The sequence below is a fragment of the Schinkia acidoalkalinis genome, from assembly GCF_054301215.1.
Genome location: NZ_CP182573.1, coordinates 3,083,923 through 3,103,695 on the forward strand (window position 1 = coordinate 3,083,923; position 19,773 = coordinate 3,103,695).

Sequence of the window (19,773 nt, forward strand, 5' to 3'; positions counted from 1 at the left end):
TTTTCGAATTGAGTAGCTTCTGCAATTTTCGATATAAAAACAGAAACAAGAGGTGGAGGCTGTTAGGAGGTTTTTTGGTTGCTTAAGGATTTATTAGGAATGAAGAAGAAAAAATATGCCTTAATCCCTTCTGAGCAAGCGAAACAAGATGTACCAGAAGGCTTAATGACGAAATGTCCTGATTGTAAAAAAATAATGTATACAAAAGAACTAAAGAAAAGTTTAATGGTCTGTCAGGTTTGTGGGCATCATTTTACGATGGATTCTCGTGAACGGATTGAAAGTGTAATCGACGAGGGAACCTTTGTTGAATATGATCATGGGATGATTTCAGAAAACCCATTAAACTTTCCGGATTATCTTGAAAAGCTTGAAAAGGATCGTCAAAAAACAGGCTTAAATGAGGCGATCGTTACAGGTGAGGGAAAAATAAATGGATTTGATACTGTCATAGCCGTAATGGATTCAGGCTTTCGAATGGGCAGCATGGGATCTGTTGTCGGGGAAAAAATTACCCGTGCCATTGAAAGAGCGATAGAAAAGAAAATTCCATTTATTATTTTTACTGCGTCTGGAGGTGCCCGGATGCAGGAAGGTGTCCTCAGCTTAATGCAAATGGCAAAAACGAGTGCAGCCCTTAAAGCATTAAGTAATAGTGGCGGTTTAATTATTTCTGTGATGACACATCCTACTACTGGTGGTGTATCTGCAAGTTTCGCGTCATTAGGCGACTTTAATTTTGCTGAACCTGGTGCATTAATTGGTTTTGCAGGCAGAAGGATTATTGAGCAAACAATCCGCGAGGAATTACCAGAAGACTTTCAAACAGCCGAGTTCCTCTTTAAGCATGGTCAGTTAGATAAAGTGATTAAAAGAACGGAGTTAAAAGAGACATTAGCAACTGTCCTTGATATTCATAAAAAGCAATAGGAGGTGTTTCTTAATTGGCAGGAGAAATGGAATTTGAACGTCCGGTTTTAGAACTACGGAAAAAAATAGCTGAATTAAAAAAGTTTACGGAAGAAAAAGAAATCGATTTATCCGATGAAATTTTAAAATTAGAAGCAAGATTAGAAAAATTGGAACAGGAAGTATACGGTAATTTAACACCGTGGGATCGAGTACAAATTGCCCGCCATCCTAACAGACCAACATCTCTTGACTATATTGGGCACCTCTTCACTGATTTTATTGAATTACATGGGGACCGTTATTTTGGAGATGATGAAGCGATTGTAGGAGGAATTGCGAAATATCACGGAATTCCTGTTACAATCATAGGGCATCAACGCGGCAAGGATACAAAGGAAAACATTCGCCGTAATTTTGGTATGCCACACCCGGAAGGCTACCGCAAAGCTTTACGTCTAATGAAACAAGCCGAGAAATTTGGCCGTCCAATTATAACGTTTATTGATACGAAAGGTGCTTATCCCGGAAAGGCCGCAGAAGAAAGAGGCCAAAGTGAGGCCATCGCTAAAAATCTATTTGAAATGGCTGGACTAACTGTACCGATAATCAGTATTGTGATTGGTGAAGGCGGAAGCGGAGGTGCCCTCGGTATTGGCATCGGAAATCACATCCATATGCTCGAGAATTCTACATATTCCGTCATATCGCCGGAAGGTGCCGCTTCGATTCTATGGAGAGATGCGGGGCAAGCGAAAAAGGCAGCTGAATCGATGCGAATAACTGCTCCAGATCTAAAGGAACTTGGGATTATAGATGAAATCATTCCGGAAGTTAGAGGCGGAGCTCATCGTGATATTGTCAAACAAGCTCAAGAAATCGATAAGGTTCTTGAGAAATCATTGAATGAATTAATCACCCTAGATGAAGAAAACATCGTCCAAAATAGATATTTAAAATATAAAAATATTGGTGAAATTTCGTTTAGTGAAAACCTCGCAGAGGTAAAATAAGGTAGTTGCTATTAAAACGTGCTTTCATTAAATCGGAAGCACGTTTTTTATACTGATAAAAAGCTTAAAATATTAATGGTGGCTCGTATTAAAACTACTTCCTTAATAAATGATAATATTGATGCTATAGAGGTGGTCAACAATGAAAAAAATTGGTGTATTAACGAGCGGTGGAGATTCACCAGGTATGAATGCAGCCATTCGTGCAGTTGTAAGAAAAGCGATTTATCACGATCTTGAGGTTTATGGTATTAATTATGGCTATGCAGGGTTAATTTCCGGAGACATGAGAAAACTGGAGCTCGGCTCAGTAGGTGATATCATTCATCGAGGGGGGACGATGCTTTATACAGCGCGTTGTGATGAATTCAAAACAGAAGAAGGCAGACAAAAGGCAATAAATGAAATGAATAGATATGGTATTGAGGGTCTAATTGTCATCGGTGGGGATGGTTCATTCCGAGGTGCAGCGAAACTCACTGAAAAAGGCTTTCCATGTATCGGCATTCCGGGAACCATTGATAACGATATCCCAGGAACTGACTTTACGGTTGGCTTCAATACTGCACTGAATACTGTATTAGATGCCATTGACAAAATTCGAGACACTGCTACTTCCCATGAAAGAACGTATGTCATTGAAACAATGGGCCGGAATGCGGGGGATATCGCACTTTGGGCAGGTCTTGCGGGTGGTGCCGAATCGATTATCATTCCTGAAGTTGAATACAGTATGGATGATATTGCAAATCGAATTATACGTGGTCATGAACGTGGAAAGAAACATAGTATTATTGTTGTTGCTGAAGGGGTTGGAAGTGGCCTTGAGTTTAGCAAAAAAATCCAAGAAGCTACTAAATTTGAAACAAGGGTATCGGTATTAGGTTATATACAACGTGGTGGAAAGCCAACCGCATTTGACAGGACATTAGCAAGCCGGTTAGGGGCACGTGCAGTTGAATTGCTGCTTGAAGGAAAAGCGGGTAGAATGGTCGGTATTGAATGCAATCAAATCGTCGATCATGATATTCTTGAAATACTGACCAAGGAGCATAAAATAGATACTGAGATGTACAAACTTTCGCAGGAGTTATCAATTTAATAAAAATAGGAGGCCTAAAAAATGAGAAAAACAAAAATTGTTTGTACGATTGGGCCAGCAAGTGAATCAGTAGAAACATTAATGGAGTTAATGAAAGCTGGAATGAATGTAGCAAGATTAAATTTTTCACATGGCAATCACGAGGAGCATGGAGCGCGAATCAAGAATATTCGTGAAGCCGCTAAAAATTTAGAAAAAACCGTAGCTATTCTTTTGGATACAAAAGGACCTGAAATTCGCACACATACGATGGAAAACGGGGAAATCCAACTTAAAGCTGGGAACGAAGTTATCATATCGATGGAAGAGGTAGTAGGGACGACGGAGAGGTTTTCAATTACATATTCGGGTTTAATTGATGATGTGGAAAAAGGCTCAAAAATTCTTCTGGATGATGGTTTAATCGAATTGGAAGTTTTGGACAAAGGGAATAATGAAATTCGTACCAAAATTTTAAACAGTGGGATTCTTAAAAATAAAAAAGGAGTGAATGTTCCTAATGTAGTCGTTAATCTTCCAGCGATGACGGAAAAGGATGCCCAGGATATTTTATTCGGAATCGAACAAAATGTTGATTTTATTGCAGCCTCATTTGTAAGAAAAGCACAGGATGTACTTGCCATTCGTGAACTATTGGAAAAGAATAATGGGGCATCAATCCAAATTATTCCAAAGATTGAGAATCAACAGGGTGTCGAAAATATCGATGAAATCATAGAGGTTTCTGATGGATTGATGGTTGCGCGCGGCGACCTTGGTGTAGAAATCCCTGCAGAGGATGTACCTCTTGTACAGAAAAGTCTTATAAAAAAATGCAATACTGCTGGAAAACCTGTTATAACAGCTACACAAATGCTTGATTCAATGCAAAGGAATCCAAGACCGACTCGAGCTGAAGCAAGTGATGTTGCGAATGCTATTTTTGATGGTACAGATGCAATTATGCTTTCAGGGGAAACAGCAGCAGGATCGTACCCTGTTGAGGCCGTACAAACGATGGACAGGATTGCCTCAAAAGCGGAAACAGCTTTGTCTTTCCAAGAACTACTAACAAATCGCCGAAAAGAAAGCGAAGTAACGATCACGGATGCGATTAGTCAATCTGTAGCCCATACCGCTTTAAATTTGAATGTAAAAGCCATCATTACACCAACAGAAAGCGGGTCAACAGCACAAAGTATTTCAAAATATCGCCCTAAGGCCCCGATTATTGCTGTAACACCAAACAATAAGATATCGAGAAAATTAGCGCTTGTTTGGGGTGTTCAAACTAAGGTTGGAAAACCAACCGATAGTACAGATGAAATGCTAGATAATGCTGTTCAAGATGCACTTGAGACAGGGGTAGTTTCTCATGGTGACCTCGTTATCTTGACAGCAGGTGTACCGGTTGGAACCCCGGGAACAACCAATTTGATGAAGGTCCATATTATCGGAGATGTTATTGCCAGAGGACAAGGAATTGGTCGTAAAACAGCAACAGGAGAGGTTGTCATTATCAATAATGCAAAAGAAGCTAAGAGCAAAATGAAAGATGGAGCTATTGTTGTTACGATTGGCACTGACCGCGATATGATGGACGCAATAGAGAATGCGGCAGCCATTATTACAGAAGAAGGCGGCTTAACAAGCCATGCCGCTGTAATTGGCCTAAGCCTCGGAATTCCTGTTATTGTGGGTGTTCAGAGCGCAACAACATTGTTTACAGATGGCCAGGAAATCACCGTAGACGCAGCCCGCGGCGACATTTACAATGGACTAGCCAGTGTTATCTAAAACTGTACATTTATTTGAGTAATTATGTATGATAGAGAGAAGGGACAACCACCTTCTCTCTTTTTATTTTCATTTGGTAATTTTGATACCATCAGGCGATTATTGTGACTAATCTTGATTGGACAACGTAAAAAGTTAGCTGTTAAATCGAAACTAAGTTTTTATGCGGACAAACACGAAAATAGTCTCACTTCCCCGAGATACCCAGATGTTTTTTCGTGTCCGCAAAAAAACTTGCACTACATCATACTAATGGATTGTCCAATCACATTTGGGAACAATAATCGGCTGATGGAATCTTTAATGCAATATTAATATTTTCAAAGGAGTTAACGATTTTGCGCCTTCTAATATCTTTACTTATTATTGTACCGGCACTTGAAATAAGCATTTTTATTGTTTCAGGCAATACAATCGGCTTTATCCCAACAATTACGTTAATCATCGCAACAGGTTTTATTGGAGCATGGCTTGCAAAAAGACAAGGCCTACTTGCCGTTAGGGAAGCGCAGATGTTAATGGCAAATGGGCAACTTCCAGGTGAATCGATTTTAGATGGTTTGTGTATTCTTGTTGGCGGTATTTTTTTATTAACCCCTGGTTTTATTTCAGATGCACTAGGTTTACTCTTGTTAATACCGAAAACACGCCTGTTTTTTAAGAAGTATATTAAGATTTGGTTAGAAAAGAAGCTGCGAAATGGTCAGTTCATTATTTTTAGATGATAAGAAAAGCGTAGAAAGCTTTAGCTTTCTACGCTTCTTTTTTACCAATAATAAACGCCCAGATATCCTTAAATACATTGGAATGATTTAACGTATTGAAAATGACTAGTGACACTGGGCCGATGATCAAGCCGAGAAATCCAAAAAGTTTATACCCTACAAACAGAGCAATTAAAGTTGCCAAAGGATCAAGGCCAATACTGGAAGATAAGATTCTTGGCTCCATAATTTGTCTAACCATTAGTACTACAATGTAAAGAATTCCTAATTTAATGGCTAAGGCAATATCGTTTGTAAAAACTAAATAAGCAATCCACGGAACAAAGATGGCGCCGGTTCCTAAATACGGCAGCACATCAACAAATCCAATAATTAAAGCAATTGTCACTGCATATTCAACTCTAAAGAAAAGAAGGCCGAGAAGGACGATAATCGCTGTAATTGATATTAGCGTTGCCTGAGCTTTAATGAAGCCTACTAATGCTTTCTTTAAATCATCATAAACTGTACGTCCGCTAGTTTGAAATTTACCAGGCAAAAATTTACTGCAATACCCTTTTAATCGATACCAATCTTTGCTGATGAAAAATGTTGCTAAAAGCGAGAAGATTAAAACGGTAGCAATATTAGGTAGCACACCTAGAAAATCCGGAATCGCTCTTAATATCGCCTCAATCCACGCACTTACCTTGGACGCTATCGCGGTCCCTACATCTTGAATGTTTTTTATAACCGTATCTTGTTGACCCGCATCTAGATCATTGAAAAAGCTTAAGATCTGATTGTAGAAAGGAATGATCTGGTTTGCTATATATTCTTCAATATAGGTTACAAGGGTTTCGAATTGTGTTGGAACAACTCTGGCAAGATAATTGGAACCTGAAATAATTTCAGCAATAAGTAAAGTTAAAAGGCCAGCCACACCGCCAATAATTAAAATTAAAACGATCAAAACAGCTAATGTTCTAGGCATTTTTGCTTTATGTTCCAAAAAGTTTACTAATGGATTCATAATAAAAGCGAGAATAAAGGCAATGATAAAAGGGTAGGTAACCGCTGAAACATAATAAAGTGCAATTGGTACAACAATGACAATGGCCAGTACCAATAAAAACCTCAGCGTACTATAAACATATTGTGAATTCAAAGATAACGAACTTCCTCTCATCTTGTTATTTTAGTAATATTTTACAATGTATAAAGTATTAAAGAAAGAAAAAAAGTAAATCAATATCAGAATCAAATTGTGGCAAATTTTTGTCGATTATGTTACGATAAATTTGGTAGTGAGATAATGGGAAGGATGACTTCATGCTATCACAACCAATGCTATTTTTATCATTATTACTAATTATAGGTATAATTGGCAAAAACCAATCACTTGTAATTGCAATTTCAGTACTTATCGGTATAAAATTGACTGGACTAGATAGTAAAATTTTCCCCTTCTTGCAAGCGAAAGGAATTAATCTTGGTGTAATTGTGATTACAATTGCAGTGTTAGTTCCCATTGCAACAGGAGATATTGGTTTCAAACAACTGTCGGATGCTCTTAAGTCAATATATGCATGGATTGCACTTGCATCAGGTGTTTTTGTAGCAATCATTGCAAAATATGGACTAGGTCTACTAAGTGATGATCCTCATTTAACGGCTGCTCTTGTTATTGGAACAATTTTGGCAGTAGTTTTGTTTAAGGGGATTGCTGTAGGACCTTTAATTGCTGCAGGGATTGCATATTTACTCATGAAATTGTTTAAGATAATAGGCTTTTAATATTTTTATACAATTTCTGTACACTTTTGATTCACAAAAATCTGATTATTGTTTATAATTAGTTTGTGTCTATCCTTCCGACATTTTTTGCAAAAAGAAAATGTAAGCATTTTCTTTATTTAAAAAAAGTCTTTTGGGTTGGGGAATTTATTAGTAAATTTTATTAGTAAAGGAAGAGGGGATAAGTATGACAGTAACTCGTGGTCTTGAAGGGGTAGTAGCCACACAATCTAAAGTTAGCTCAATTATCGATGATCAATTAACATATGTGGGGTATCCAATCGATGATTTAGCAGAAAATGCAAGTTTTGAAGAGGTAGTTTATCTACTATGGCATTTTAAACTTCCAACAAAAGAGGAGTTAGCTGAATTAAAGAATGAACTTGCTCAAAATGCAAGCATTCCACAAGCAATTATTGATCACTTTAGATCTTATCCAATTGAAAAAGTTCATCCAATGGCTGCATTGCGTACAGCAGTATCAATGCTAGGGTTATTTGATGAAGAAGCAGATGTGATGGACAAGGAAGCAAACTATCGTAAAGCTATCCGTCTCCAAGCAAAAATGCCAACTTTAGTAGCTGCTTTCTCAAGAATTCGCAAAGGATTAGATCCAGTTGCACCTCGTGAAGACTTATCCATTGCAGCTAATTTCTTATATATGTTAAGTGGTAAAGAGCCTGAGCCGATTGCTATTGAAGCAATTGATAAAGCATTAGTTCTACATGCTGACCATGAACTAAATGCATCTACATTTACAGCACGTGTCTGTGTAGCTACACTTTCTGATGTGTATTCAGGAATTACAGCTGCTATTGGTGCATTGAAAGGACCTTTACATGGCGGAGCAAACGAAGCAGTTATGAAAATGCTTACAGAAATCGGTTCTGTTGAAAATGTAGAAGCATATGCTGAAAATGCGTTTGCAAACAAGCAGAAAATCATGGGCTTTGGTCACCGCGTATACCGCCAAGGCGATCCACGTGCGAAGCACTTGAAGAAAATGTCTAAACAATTAACTGCATTAACTGGCGAACCAAAATGGTACGAGATGTCTGAAAAGCTAGAAGGTATTGTAACTTCAGCGAAAAAATTACCACCAAACGTGGATTTCTATTCTGCATCTGTATACCATAGTTTAGGTATTGACCATGACTTATTTACACCAATCTTCGCGATTAGCCGTGTTTCTGGTTGGTTAGCTCATATTCTAGAACAGTATGATAACAACCGTTTAATCCGTCCACGTGCAGATTATATCGGTCCAGATAAACAAAATTGGATTCCGATTGAAAATCGTTAATAAAAACTTTATACTAGAAATGCAGCTGAGGGAGGGACAATCTCCCTCTTCTCAGCGTGACAAAATATTGGTCGTATAGATAATAGAGATGACCAGCTAAAATGTTTAGGAGGTAAGGGAAAGTGACACAAGGACAAAAAATCACAGTAGACAATGGGGTATTAAACGTACCAAACAATCCAGTTATTCCTTTTATTGAAGGAGATGGAATTGGACCTGACATTTGGGCAGCTGCTTCACGCGTTTTAGACGCTGCAGTAGAAAAAGCATACAATGGTGAAAGAAAAATTGAGTGGAAAGAAGTATTAGCTGGTGAAAAAGCATTCAACCAAACTGGTGAATGGTTACCACAAGAAACATTAGATGTTATTAAAGAATACATAATTGCAATTAAAGGACCTTTAACAACTCCAATTGGTGGTGGTATTCGTTCTTTAAACGTTGCACTTCGTCAAGAATTAGACTTATTTACATGTTTACGTCCAGTTCGTTATTTTAATGGTGTTCCTTCACCAGTTAAACGTCCAGAAGATACTGATATGGTAATCTTCCGTGAAAACACAGAGGACATTTACGCAGGTATCGAATGGGCAAAAGGCACACCTGAAGTTGAGAAAGTGATCAACTTCTTACAAAATGAAATGGGTGTTAAGAAAATCCGATTCCCTGAAACTTCTGGTATCGGTATTAAAGCAGTTTCTGCACAAGGTACAAAGCGTTTAGTTCGTGCAGCAGTTCAATATGCAATTGATAACAACCGTAAGAGTGTTACACTTGTTCATAAAGGTAACATCATGAAATTTACAGAAGGTGCCTTCAAAAACTGGGGTTATGAAGTGGCTGAAGAAGAATTTGGCGACAAAGTATTCACATGGGCACAATATGACCGCATCGTTGAAACTGAAGGTAAAGATGCTGCAAATAAAGCTCAAGCTGATGCTGAAGCTGCAGGTAAAATCATCATTAAAGATGCAATTGCTGACATCTTCTTACAACAAATTTTAACTCGTCCTCGCGAGTTCGAAGTAGTTGCTACAATGAATCTAAACGGAGATTTCATTTCTGATGCACTTGCTGCACAAGTTGGTGGTATCGGTATTGCTCCAGGAGCTAACATCAACTATGAAACAGGACATGCAATTTTTGAAGCAACACATGGTACTGCACCTAAATATGCAGGTTTAGATAAGGTAAACCCTTCTTCTGTTATTTTATCTGGTGTACTTATGCTTGAACACCTTGGATGGAACGAAGCAGCAAACCTAATCACTAACTCAGTGGAAAAAACAATTGCAAGTAAAGTTGTAACATACGATTTTGCTCGTTTAATGGATGGAGCAACTGAAGTTAAATGTTCAGAATTCGGTGATGAATTGATCAAAAATATGGCATAATTCTAAAAGGTATAACCGATTAGATTAGACCTGAACTTGGGCAAACTTTAAATAGTGTTTTATTTCGAGACTGATCCTACCCGGGGTCGGTCTCAAATCACATATAAAGTAAGGGGGAACTAGAATGACAATTAAGCGTAGAAAGATTTCTGTGGTTGGGGCAGGATTTACAGGTGCTACGGCAGCATTCTTGGCTGCACAAAAAGAACTAGGTGATATCGTATTAGTTGATATTCCACAATTAGAGAACCCTACAAAAGGGAAAGCTTTAGATATGTTAGAAGCATCACCTGTTCAACTATTTGATGCCAATATCAAAGGCACATCAAATTATGAAGATACAGCAGATTCTGATGTTGTAATCATTACTGCTGGTCTTGCTCGTAAACCTGGTATGAGCCGTGATGACCTAGTTGCTACAAATGCTAAAATCATGAAAGCTGTTACGCAAGAGGTAGTTAAGTATTCACCTAACTGCTATATCATCGTATTAACAAACCCAGTTGATGCCATGACATATTCAGTTTATAAAGAATCCGGATTCCCTAAAAACCGCGTAATTGGTCAATCAGGTGTACTAGATACAGCTCGGTTCCGCACATTCGTTGCCCAAGAATTAAACTTATCAGTGAAAGATGTTACTGGATTCGTATTAGGCGGCCATGGAGATGACATGGTTCCATTAGTACGCTACTCTTATGCTGGCGGTATTCCGTTAGAAAAGTTAATCTCAAGCGATCGTTTGGAAGCAATTGTCCAACGTACACGTACTGGCGGTGGAGAAATTGTAAACTTATTAGGTAACGGCAGTGCTTACTATGCTCCTGCTGCTTCACTTGTTGAAATGGCGGAAGCTATTATTAAAGATCAACGCCGCGTGTTACCGTCTATCGCGTACCTTGAAGGCGAATATGGCTATGAAGGCATCTACCTTGGCGTTCCAACAATTCTTGGCGGCAACGGTATCGAAGAAATCATCGAACTTGATTTAACTGCTGAAGAAAAAGCGGCACTAGACAAGTCCGTTGAATCTGTTAAAAGTGTTATGAAAGTATTATCTTAATACTGATCAAAAAGAGGCTGACCCTTTAATGGGTCAGCCTCTTTTTGTGATTATTGAAAAAACATAGTATGATATAGTTATAGAAGTCTGAATGTGGTCATTCATGTTTAGAGAAGGAGGTTAAAAATGAAAAAAAAGATATTAGTCGTAGATGATGAACAGTCCATTATCACGCTTTTAAAATATAACTTGGAACAAGCCGGATATGAAGTAAAAACAGAGATGGATGGCGCTGCCGCTCTGAATGCTGCTACCTTGGATACTCCCGATTTAATGGTATTAGATTTAATGCTGCCTACATTAGATGGAATAGAAGTTTGTAAACAGCTTCGTCAGAAAAAAGTCCTAGTGCCAATCTTGATGCTAACGGCTAGAGATGATGAATTTGATAAAGTATTGGGGTTGGAATTGGGTGCTGATGACTATATGACAAAGCCATTCAGCCCAAGAGAAGTGTTGGCGCGTGTCAAAGCAATTTTAAGAAGAACGCAGACAGTAGAGGACCAAGCTGAAGTCGAATCATCAGATACTGAGAAACTAGTCCATGGGGGCCTGACAATTTTTCCAGAACGTTATGAAGCATTTTTCGAAGGGGAATTGTTAGAATTAACGCCAAAAGAGTTTGAACTGCTAAATTTTCTAGTTAGAAATAAAGGGAAAGTCCTAACAAGGGATCAGTTGTTAAGCGCCGTATGGAATTACGATTTTTCCGGCGATTCTAGAATTGTGGATGTCCATATCAGTCATTTGCGAGAAAAGATTGAGAAAGATTCAAAAAAGCCGAATTATATAAAAACCATTAGAGGACTTGGATATAAGATGGAGGTAAGTACAAGTAATGATGAAGTCAAGGGCAAATAGAATCTTTCCTTTATTTTTTGTTTTATTAACAATGGTAACGGTTTTTGGAATCCTACTTGGTCTTACATTACCACCAGATGTAGACTCGGTGATAAAAAGTAATCCCAAACATTTTTGGGCGATTCCTATCGTTTTAGGAATCGTATGCATTCTTTTCTTCAGAATAAGAACAAAATTCAATACACATTTTGTAAGGCCGATTCAATCAGCAACAATGGCTGCTAATGAGCTTGCAAAAGGCAACTATAAAGAACGTATATATGAAGGTGGAATCAATGAGCCCGATATGTTGGCCAAATCCATTAACATATTGGCTCGTAACCTAGAACAAGTGACAACTGCACATGAAATGCAGCAAGACCGTTTACAAACCTTAATTGAAAGTATGGGTAGCGGTCTTATTTTAATAGATGGGAAAGGTTATATTATTTTAGTCAATAGATATTTTAAGGATATTTTTGATGTCAATACAAACGAATATCTGGATCGGTTATATTATGAAGCATTCGAACATAGAGAAATAAATGCTTTAATTGAACAAATATTTATGACGGAAAAATCTGTTCGTAAACAACTATATATTCCTCTAAAAATTGAAAGGCGCCATTTCGAGGTATATGGTGCACCGATTATTGGTGCGAATGAAGAATGGAAGGGTGTTGTCTTAGTCCTTCATGACATTACCGAACTAAAGAAACTAGAAAAAATGAGGAAAGACTTTGTAGCAAATGTTTCTCATGAATTAAAAACGCCGATGACTTCCATTAGGGGTTTTACAGAGACGCTACTTGACGGCGCTTTGGAAGATAAACAAATGTCGGAATATTTCCTTAATATTATTTTGAAAGAAACGGGTCGTTTGCAAAGCTTGATAAATGATTTATTGGATTTATCTCATATAGAACAAGAAGGTTTTACATTAAATATTTCAAAAGTAAATGTAAAACAACTACTTGAGGAAGTAATGGTTATTTTACAAAGTAAAGCAGAAGAAAAGCATATTACTTTTCAAAGTTATTTCGAATTGGAGAATCCTATTGTTGAAGGAGATTTATATCGTTTAAAACAAATCTTTATTAATTTAATCAATAATTCTCTTAATTATACGAGTGATCATGGAGAAGTAAGAATTCATTGTATCGATATGAATGATAAACATAAAGTTACCATTTCTGATACAGGAATAGGCATTAATAAAGAGGAAATACCAAGAATTTTTGAAAGGTTTTACAGGGTTGATAAGGCCAGAAGCAGGAATTCAGGAGGAACTGGCTTAGGCTTGGCAATTGTCAAACATCTTGTGGAAGCACACCATGGAAAAATTGAAGTCACGAGTGAAGTAAATAAAGGAACAACATTTTCAGTTATTTTACCAAAAGAACAGATTAACAAATAATGTAGTATTTTGAAACATTTCATGAGCTAGTTTCGTAAAACAATTAACATAACATACAAAATCAAGGGGAGGTAGGTAAAGTGAGTTTGAAGCGGATTTATACAACGATTGGCTTATCCATTTTAATATTGGCCCTTGCGATTGTCGGTTTTACTAGCTGGTATACGGTCGATGAATCTGAACAGGCAGTCATCATGACCTTTGGTAAAGTTGATAAAGGAATTATTGAGCCTGGTCTGCATTTTAAGATGCCATGGCCAGTACAGGAAGTTCGTAAACTTTCAAAAGAAACATTCAGTATGCAGTTTGGCTATCGAGAGAAGAATGGGGAGGTTGTGGAAGAGTTTCCGGAAGATACAAAGATGATTACCGGAGATGAAAATATCGTTCTTGCTGATTTAGTCGTGCAATGGAAAATTACTGATCCTGGTAAATTCCTTTTCAGTGCAGAAAATCCGGAAAACATCCTTTACAATGCGACATCAGCTTCTTTAAGAGGTGTAATTGGGAGTTCAAAAATTGATGATGTCCTAACTTCTGGAAAAGCCGAAATTGAAGCAAATGTAAGAGATATGTTAACGGATCTGGTAAAGAGCTATGATATGGGGATTTCCATTCTGGCTGTAAAACTTCAGGATGTTGAATTGCCAAATGAAGATGTAAGAAAGGCGTTCACACAAGTAACCGATGCCAGAGAAATGATGAATACAAAAATAAATGAAGCCAATAAGTATTTAAATAAACGAAAACAAGAGGCTGAAGGGGAAAAGGATGCCACCATTTCCCAAGCAGAAGGTGATCGTACCGCTAGAATTGAAAAAGCCAAAGGGGATGTAGCGGTTTTTAATGCCTTATACAATGAATACAAGAAGCAACCTGACATCACGAGAAAACGTTTAGTTCTTGAAACATTAGATCAAGTTTTGCCTAATGCCGATGTTTATATCATGAATGATGATGGAGGAACGGTAAAGTACCTGCCCATTCGACCTTTAGATGGAAATAGTTCTGCCCCGGCAAAGAAAACAACAGAGCAGGGAGGGGACGGCAAAAATGAGTGATAAAAAAATTGTCAATCTAGACGAACTAAAAAATAAAAGTATTGAATGGAAGAAATATTCAAGATTCGGAATTAGTTTAGTTATATTTTTCGTTGTTCTTGGTTTTATTTTGAGTAATATCTTTATTGTAAAAGAAGGGGAATTTAAGGTAATCCGGCAGTTCGGCGAGGTTGTCAATATTATTAAAGAACCAGGTCTAAACTTTAAAATTCCATTCATTCAATCTGTTCAAACGCTGCCGAAATACCAAAAATTTTATGAAGTGCAACAAGCGGAAATCAATACAAAAGATAAGAAACGGATGTTAGTCGATAATTACGCGGTATGGAGAATTGAAGATCCTAAGAAAATGATTGCGAATTTACGTACTGTCGAAAATGCGGAAGCGAAAATGAGTGAGTTTATTTTCTCGGTTGTTAGAACAGAACTCGGACAATTAAATTATGATGAAATTATTGATGAAGAAAACTCTAATCGCGGCAGTTTTAATGAATCTGTTACAAAGGATGTAAATGAACTTTTACAAAAAGATAATTATGGGATTATAGTCACCGATATCCGCATGAAAAGAATCGATTTACCGGCAGAAAATGAGCAGTCGGTTTATAAAAGGATGATTTCCGAACGGGAAACAAAAGCGCAGGAGTATTTGTCAATGGGGGATGCTGAGAAAAACAGAATCATTGCGAATACCGATCGGGAAGTAAAGGAGTTGCTTGCAAAAGCGCAGGCAGATGCCGAAAAAATTAGGGCAGAAGGTGAACAAAACGCAGCCAGAACCTATAACCAAGCTTTTAGCCAAGACCCAAGCTTCTACAATTTATTTAGAACCCTAGAGTCCTATAAGCGGACCATTGATGGGGAGACTGTCATTATTCTTCCGGCCAATTCACCATATGCGAAGCTGTTAATGGGCTATACAGAGTAACATAAGCAATCGGCATTTCGCCGATTGCTTTTTTTCTCCTTTTTCAACTATCATGGTAAAATATAGTGAAAGAACGATATAGGGCGTTTTTCGAATTTAGGAGGTTTTTTTATGAGCAAACAAAAGATTGTATTAATCGATGGGAATAGTATTGCTTATCGCGCATTTTTTGCATTGCCGCTTTTAAATAATGATAAAGGTGTTTATACAAATGCCGTGTACGGCTTTACGATGATTCTGTTGAAAGTTTTAGAGGAAGAAAATCCGAGCCATATTTTAGTAGCCTTTGACGCTGGAAAGACAACATTTCGTCATGAGACCTTTTCTGAATATAAGGGAGGACGGGAAAAGACACCACACGAACTGTCCGAACAGTTTCCGTTCATTAGAGAAGTACTGGATGCTTTTAACATTCCAAGATATGAGCTTGAATTATACGAAGCAGATGATATTATCGGGACTTTGGCAAAGCAAGCGGAAAAAGAACAAATAGAAGTAAAAGTTATATCAGGCGATAAAGATTTACTGCAGCTCGTATCTGATTATGTAACGGTTTTACATACGAGAAAAGGAATTACAGATGTTGATACATATGATGTTAAACAAATAAAGGAGAAGTATAATTTAACACCTGAGCAAATCATTGATATGAAGGGCTTAATGGGAGATGCTTCAGACAATATTCCAGGTGTCCCTGGTGTAGGAGAAAAAACGGCTATTAAGCTATTAAGTCAATTTGGCACACTTGAAAAGACATTGGAATCGATTGACGAGGTCAGTGGGAAAAAGCTACAGGAAAAGTTGGCGGAAAACAAAGAGCAAGCGCTCATGTCTAAAAGATTAGCCACAATTAATATTGAGGCGCCAATTGCGGTTTCAATCGATGATATTTCCCGCCATGAAATGAATAAAGAAAATGTCATTAAAATTTTTAAAGAATTAGGGTTTCAATCCTTGTTAGATAGATTAGGGGATCGTGCTTCAGCGGAAATAAACAATGAAATGACAGAAATAGAGTATAAAGTTGTTCGTGATGTCAACGAAGAAATTTTTGCGGAGAAGTCAGCACTTGTTGTCGAAATTATTGAGGAAAATTATCATGAAGCAGATATTATCGGTTTTTCAATCGTAAGCGAGAAGGGGAAGTTTTTTATTCCAAGCGAAATTGCGTTATCCTCCCCTGTCTTCAAAAATTGGCTTGAGGATGAGAGTGCTAAAAAATATGTATTTGATGCCAAGCAGGCACTTGTTTCACTTAAATGGAGGGGGATTCTTTTAAAAGGAATTGAATTTGATCTTCTAATTGCTTCATACCTTTTAAACCCTGCTGAAACAAATCATGAAATCACGGATGTTGCCAAGCGGAATGGTTACTTGAGTATCAATGCCGATGAAGCCGTATACGGGAAAGGCGCGAAACGAAAGGTGCCTAGTGAGGAAGCACTTGCTGAACACCTCGTTCGCAAGGCAGATGCTATTTTTAAAGTAAAAGAAAAAGCATTGCAACAATTAAAAGATAATAATCAATATGATTTGTTTAAGGATCTTGAATTGCCATTGTCATTTATTTTAGGTGAAATGGAATCAACTGGAGTTATGGTTGATATTAAGCGCTTAGAAGATATGGGGCATGACCTTGATGTGCAAATCAAAACAATGGAAGAAAAAATTTATGAACTGGCGGGTGAGTCATTTAACATTAATTCACCGAAACAGCTGGGGGTTATTTTGTTTGAAAAGTTAAATTTACCACCGGTTAAAAAAACGAAAACAGGCTATTCAACATCTGCTGATGTTCTTGAAAAGCTCGCGGATATGCATGAAATCATTCCGCTTTTATTGAATTACCGCCAGCTTGGAAAATTGAAGTCAACTTATATTGAAGGACTTTTAAAAGTTGTTCATAAAGACACATGCAAAATCCATACCCGCTTTAATCAGGCTTTAACGCAAACAGGGCGGTTAAGTTCAACAGAACCAAATTTACAAAATATCCCAATTCGTATAGAAGAAGGCCGAAAAATTCGCCAAGCCTTTATTCCATCAGAAAAGGGCTGGGTTATGTTTGCAGCAGATTATTCGCAAATTGAGCTTCGTGTTATGGCCCATATTGCTCAAGATGAAAAGTTAATGGATGCCTTTAAACACGGTAAAGATATTCATACGAAAACAGCGATGGATGTCTTCCATGTAACGGAAGAAGAAGTAACATCCAATATGCGCCGTCAAGCCAAAGCCGTGAACTTTGGGATTATTTATGGTATTAGTGATTTTGGTTTATCACAAAATCTAGGAATCACAAGAAAAGAGGCCGGAAAGTTTATTGATCAATATTTAAAGAGTTTTCCGGGTGTGAAAAAATATATGGATGATATTATTTTGACAGCGAGAGCAAACGGATATGTAACGACACTGCTTAACCGACGCCGTTATTTGCCTGATATTACAAGCAGAAATTTCAACATTCGCAGCTTTGCTGAACGTACAGCTATGAACACACCAATTCAAGGAAGTGCGGCCGATATCATCAAAAAAGCGATGATTGATATGGCTGAACGTCTCAAACAAGAGCAACTGCAAACACGGTTATTGCTGCAGGTGCACGATGAATTAATTTTTGAAGCACCGGAAAGTGAAATCGAAAAATTAAAGGAAATCGTTCCGGATGTAATGGAACATGCCGTCAAGCTTGATGTTCCTTTAAAGGTGGATTACTGTTTTGGCCCAACCTGGTTTGATGCAAAATAATGTTAGTGTCAGGCACCAATAGGGAGGTGGTAGCTATGCCTGAATTACCTGAGGTCGAGACAGTTAGGAGAACGTTATTAAAATTAGTAAAGGGTAAAACCATTGCCGATGTTGAAGTACGGTGGCCAAAGTTGATTAAAAAGCCAGATGATGTCCAGCAGTTTCAATTGCTGTTAAAAGGCCAATCAATCAATGATATCGAAAGAAGAGGGAAATTCTTAAAATTTGTCCTTGATGATTTTGTTTTAGTTTCTCATCTACGTATGGAAGGTCGTTATGGCTTGTATTCGAAAGAGGAGCCTTTTGATAAACATACCCATGTATTTTTCTTTTTTACGGATGGCACCGAGCTTCGTTATCGGGATGTTCGGAAGTTTGGTACGATGCATCTTTTTGTGAAAGGTAAGGAAGAAAAGGAGCCGCCCCTATCGGAATTAGGTGTTGAGCCTTTCGACACTGATTTTACGGTTACGTATTTAAGTGAGCGCTTAAAGAAAACAGACAGAAAGATTAAGGTAGCGCTGTTAGACCAAAAGATTGTTGTGGGCCTTGGTAATATTTATGTTGATGAAGCTTTATTTAGAGCGGGAATTCATCCTGAACGTCCCGCCAAATCGCTTTCAGCAACTGAAATCAAACGACTTCATAAAGAAATTATCGCTACCCTCACAGAGGCAGTTGCAAAAGGTGGCAGCACAGTTCGCTCCTATGTCAATAGCCAAGGAGAAATAGGGATGTTTCAACTAGAATTGCTCGTATATAGTAAGAAGGGTGAGCCGTGTAAAAATTGCGGAACAGCAATTGAAAAAACAACAGTAGGAGGCCGCGGAACACATTATTGTCCGAAGTGCCAAAAAGTAGAAAAGCGGAGGCGACCGGTCAGCGACGTATAAACTGGAGCGCATCGACCGAGATAAAGGAAACACGACGAACGAAGTGAGTCGATGTTGACTTATCGTAGGGAGATGAGTGAAGTTTACTAGTCGCTGGTCGCCAGAGCTGGACAATAGAAAAGCGGAGGCGAAAGGTGGGGGATTTATGACAACTGTAATCGGTTTAACTGGTGGGATTGCCAGTGGAAAAAGCACTGTGGCCAATATGTTAAGAAATCTTGGAATTGTCGTCATTGATGCAGATGTGATTGCCCGAGAAGTAGTTGAGGTGGGTGAAGGTGCCTACCAAAAAATTGTCGAAGCGTTCGGCGATACCATTTTGCAGGCTGACCGCACAATCGATCGCGCAAAACTAGGTGCCATCGTATTTAATAATAAAGAAAAACGGCAAATTTTAAATAGTATCGTCCATCCTGCGGTTCGTGAAAAAATGAATCGGGAAAAAGATGAATACATAGAAAAAGGGGAAAAAGTTGTTGTTCTAGATATCCCCTTATTGTTTGAAAGTAGGCTAACGAGTCTTGTTGAAAAAATTATTCTTGTATATGTTGATCGGGATGTGCAAACGAAAAGATTGATGGAAAGAAATCAGTTCTCCCTTGAAGAAGCAGAAGCGAGAATTCATTCGCAAATGCCGCTTTCGGAAAAGGTTCCAATGGCCGATGCTGTGATTAATAATAATGGAACGATGACGGAAACAACGGAGCAGCTACTCAATGTATTGAAAAAGTGGGAATTAATATAACACTATACTAGAAAATAAAGATAAATTTTTATTTATTTTTGCAAAAATGTGTATAAGTCTAACCATTTTTATTTTATTTA

General features: G+C 37.9%; 17 protein-coding genes. 16 read left to right on the top strand and 1 reads right to left on the bottom strand.

The features are described from left to right. Nucleotides 1-78: 78 nt before the first annotated feature. From accD to ACNQFZ_RS15590, 5 genes are all read left to right on the top strand, one after another. Complete coding sequence (gene accD, locus ACNQFZ_RS15570) at nt 79-930, top strand: acetyl-CoA carboxylase, carboxyltransferase subunit beta (protein WP_458412240.1); 852 nt, start codon at nt 79-81, stop codon at nt 928-930. A gap of 14 nt (nt 931-944) precedes the next feature. After that, nucleotides 945-1,922 carry an acetyl-CoA carboxylase carboxyl transferase subunit alpha gene (gene accA, locus ACNQFZ_RS15575; protein WP_458412241.1) on the top strand — a complete coding sequence of 326 codons (978 nt, stop codon included), beginning with the start codon at nt 945-947 and terminating at the stop codon, nt 1,920-1,922. Between the two features lie 142 nt (nt 1,923-2,064). Next, nucleotides 2,065-3,024 carry a 6-phosphofructokinase gene (pfkA, locus tag ACNQFZ_RS15580; RefSeq protein WP_458412242.1) on the top strand — a complete coding sequence of 320 codons (960 nt, stop codon included), beginning with the start codon at nt 2,065-2,067 and terminating at the stop codon, nt 3,022-3,024. 21 nt (nt 3,025-3,045) lie between these two features. Next, entirely contained in the window at nt 3,046-4,800 is a 1,755-nt protein-coding gene (pyk, locus tag ACNQFZ_RS15585) for a pyruvate kinase (RefSeq protein WP_458412243.1), read from the top strand. Between the two features lie 338 nt (nt 4,801-5,138). After that, complete coding sequence (locus tag ACNQFZ_RS15590) at nt 5,139-5,525, top strand: FxsA family protein (RefSeq protein WP_458412244.1); 387 nt, start codon at nt 5,139-5,141, stop codon at nt 5,523-5,525. Between the two features lie 28 nt (nt 5,526-5,553). On the opposite strand, the gene ytvI is transcribed toward ACNQFZ_RS15590, so the two are convergent. Then, the gene (gene ytvI / locus ACNQFZ_RS15595; protein ID WP_458412245.1) at nt 5,554-6,672 is read right to left on the bottom strand and encodes a sporulation integral membrane protein YtvI; all 1,119 of its coding nucleotides are present in this window, start codon (nt 6,670-6,672) and stop codon (nt 5,554-5,556) included. Between the two features lie 164 nt (nt 6,673-6,836). Here ytvI and ACNQFZ_RS15600 point away from each other — a divergent pair, with 164 nt between their 5' ends. The 11 genes from ACNQFZ_RS15600 (at nt 6,837) to coaE (ending at nt 19,693) form a co-directional block, all read left to right on the top strand. Beyond that, complete coding sequence (locus tag ACNQFZ_RS15600) at nt 6,837-7,301, top strand: DUF441 domain-containing protein (RefSeq protein WP_458412246.1); 465 nt, start codon at nt 6,837-6,839, stop codon at nt 7,299-7,301. A 187-nt stretch (nt 7,302-7,488) separates the two neighbouring features. Further along, a complete protein-coding gene (gene citZ, locus ACNQFZ_RS15605) occupies nt 7,489-8,604 on the top strand; it encodes a citrate synthase (RefSeq protein WP_458412247.1) in 1,116 nt (371 codons plus the stop codon). Nucleotides 8,605-8,726: 122 nt separating this feature from the next. Next, a complete protein-coding gene (gene icd, locus ACNQFZ_RS15610; protein ID WP_458412248.1) occupies nt 8,727-9,998 on the top strand; it encodes an NADP-dependent isocitrate dehydrogenase in 1,272 nt (423 codons plus the stop codon). A 124-nt stretch (nt 9,999-10,122) separates the two neighbouring features. Next, nucleotides 10,123-11,061 carry a malate dehydrogenase gene (mdh, locus tag ACNQFZ_RS15615; protein WP_458412249.1) on the top strand — a complete coding sequence of 313 codons (939 nt, stop codon included), beginning with the start codon at nt 10,123-10,125 and terminating at the stop codon, nt 11,059-11,061. A gap of 126 nt (nt 11,062-11,187) precedes the next feature. Next, nucleotides 11,188-11,922: a response regulator transcription factor gene (locus ACNQFZ_RS15620; RefSeq protein ID WP_458412250.1), complete on the top strand. Its 735-nt coding sequence runs from the start codon at nt 11,188-11,190 to the stop codon at nt 11,920-11,922. A 31-nt stretch (nt 11,923-11,953) separates the two neighbouring features. Beyond that, entirely contained in the window at nt 11,954-13,318 is a 1,365-nt protein-coding gene (pnpS, locus tag ACNQFZ_RS15625; RefSeq protein WP_458415409.1) for a two-component system histidine kinase PnpS, read from the top strand. Between the two features lie 80 nt (nt 13,319-13,398). Further along, a complete protein-coding gene (gene hflK, locus ACNQFZ_RS15630) occupies nt 13,399-14,379 on the top strand; it encodes an FtsH protease activity modulator HflK (protein ID WP_458412251.1) in 981 nt (326 codons plus the stop codon). Then, nucleotides 14,372-15,307: a protease modulator HflC gene (hflC, locus tag ACNQFZ_RS15635; protein WP_458412252.1), complete on the top strand. Its 936-nt coding sequence runs from the start codon at nt 14,372-14,374 to the stop codon at nt 15,305-15,307. Before hflK ends, hflC begins: the two co-directional genes overlap by 8 nt. Before the next feature lie 111 nt (nt 15,308-15,418). Next, complete coding sequence (polA, locus tag ACNQFZ_RS15640; RefSeq protein ID WP_458412253.1) at nt 15,419-18,055, top strand: DNA polymerase I; 2,637 nt, start codon at nt 15,419-15,421, stop codon at nt 18,053-18,055. A gap of 35 nt (nt 18,056-18,090) precedes the next feature. After that, entirely contained in the window at nt 18,091-18,948 is an 858-nt protein-coding gene (gene mutM / locus ACNQFZ_RS15645) for a DNA-formamidopyrimidine glycosylase (RefSeq protein ID WP_458412254.1), read from the top strand. A 145-nt stretch (nt 18,949-19,093) separates the two neighbouring features. Continuing rightward, entirely contained in the window at nt 19,094-19,693 is a 600-nt protein-coding gene (gene coaE / locus ACNQFZ_RS15650) for a dephospho-CoA kinase (RefSeq protein WP_458412255.1), read from the top strand. The last annotated feature ends 80 nt before the right edge of the window (nt 19,694-19,773 follow it).

Coding starts and splice junctions, on each gene's coding strand:
- citZ (WP_458412247.1), top strand. CDS start 7,489: ATGACAGTAACTCGTGGTCTTGAAGGGGTAGTAGCCACACAATCTAAA.
- coaE (WP_458412255.1), top strand. CDS start 19,094: ATGACAACTGTAATCGGTTTAACTGGTGGGATTGCCAGTGGAAAAAGC.
- ACNQFZ_RS15620 (WP_458412250.1), top strand. CDS start 11,188: ATGAAAAAAAAGATATTAGTCGTAGATGATGAACAGTCCATTATCACG.
- pyk (WP_458412243.1), top strand. CDS start 3,046: ATGAGAAAAACAAAAATTGTTTGTACGATTGGGCCAGCAAGTGAATCA.
- ACNQFZ_RS15600 (WP_458412246.1), top strand. CDS start 6,837: ATGCTATCACAACCAATGCTATTTTTATCATTATTACTAATTATAGGT.
- pfkA (WP_458412242.1), top strand. CDS start 2,065: ATGAAAAAAATTGGTGTATTAACGAGCGGTGGAGATTCACCAGGTATG.
- hflC (WP_458412252.1), top strand. CDS start 14,372: ATGAGTGATAAAAAAATTGTCAATCTAGACGAACTAAAAAATAAAAGT.
- mdh (WP_458412249.1), top strand. CDS start 10,123: ATGACAATTAAGCGTAGAAAGATTTCTGTGGTTGGGGCAGGATTTACA.
- mutM (WP_458412254.1), top strand. CDS start 18,091: ATGCCTGAATTACCTGAGGTCGAGACAGTTAGGAGAACGTTATTAAAA.
- pnpS (WP_458415409.1), top strand. CDS start 11,954: ATGGTAACGGTTTTTGGAATCCTACTTGGTCTTACATTACCACCAGAT.
- polA (WP_458412253.1), top strand. CDS start 15,419: ATGAGCAAACAAAAGATTGTATTAATCGATGGGAATAGTATTGCTTAT.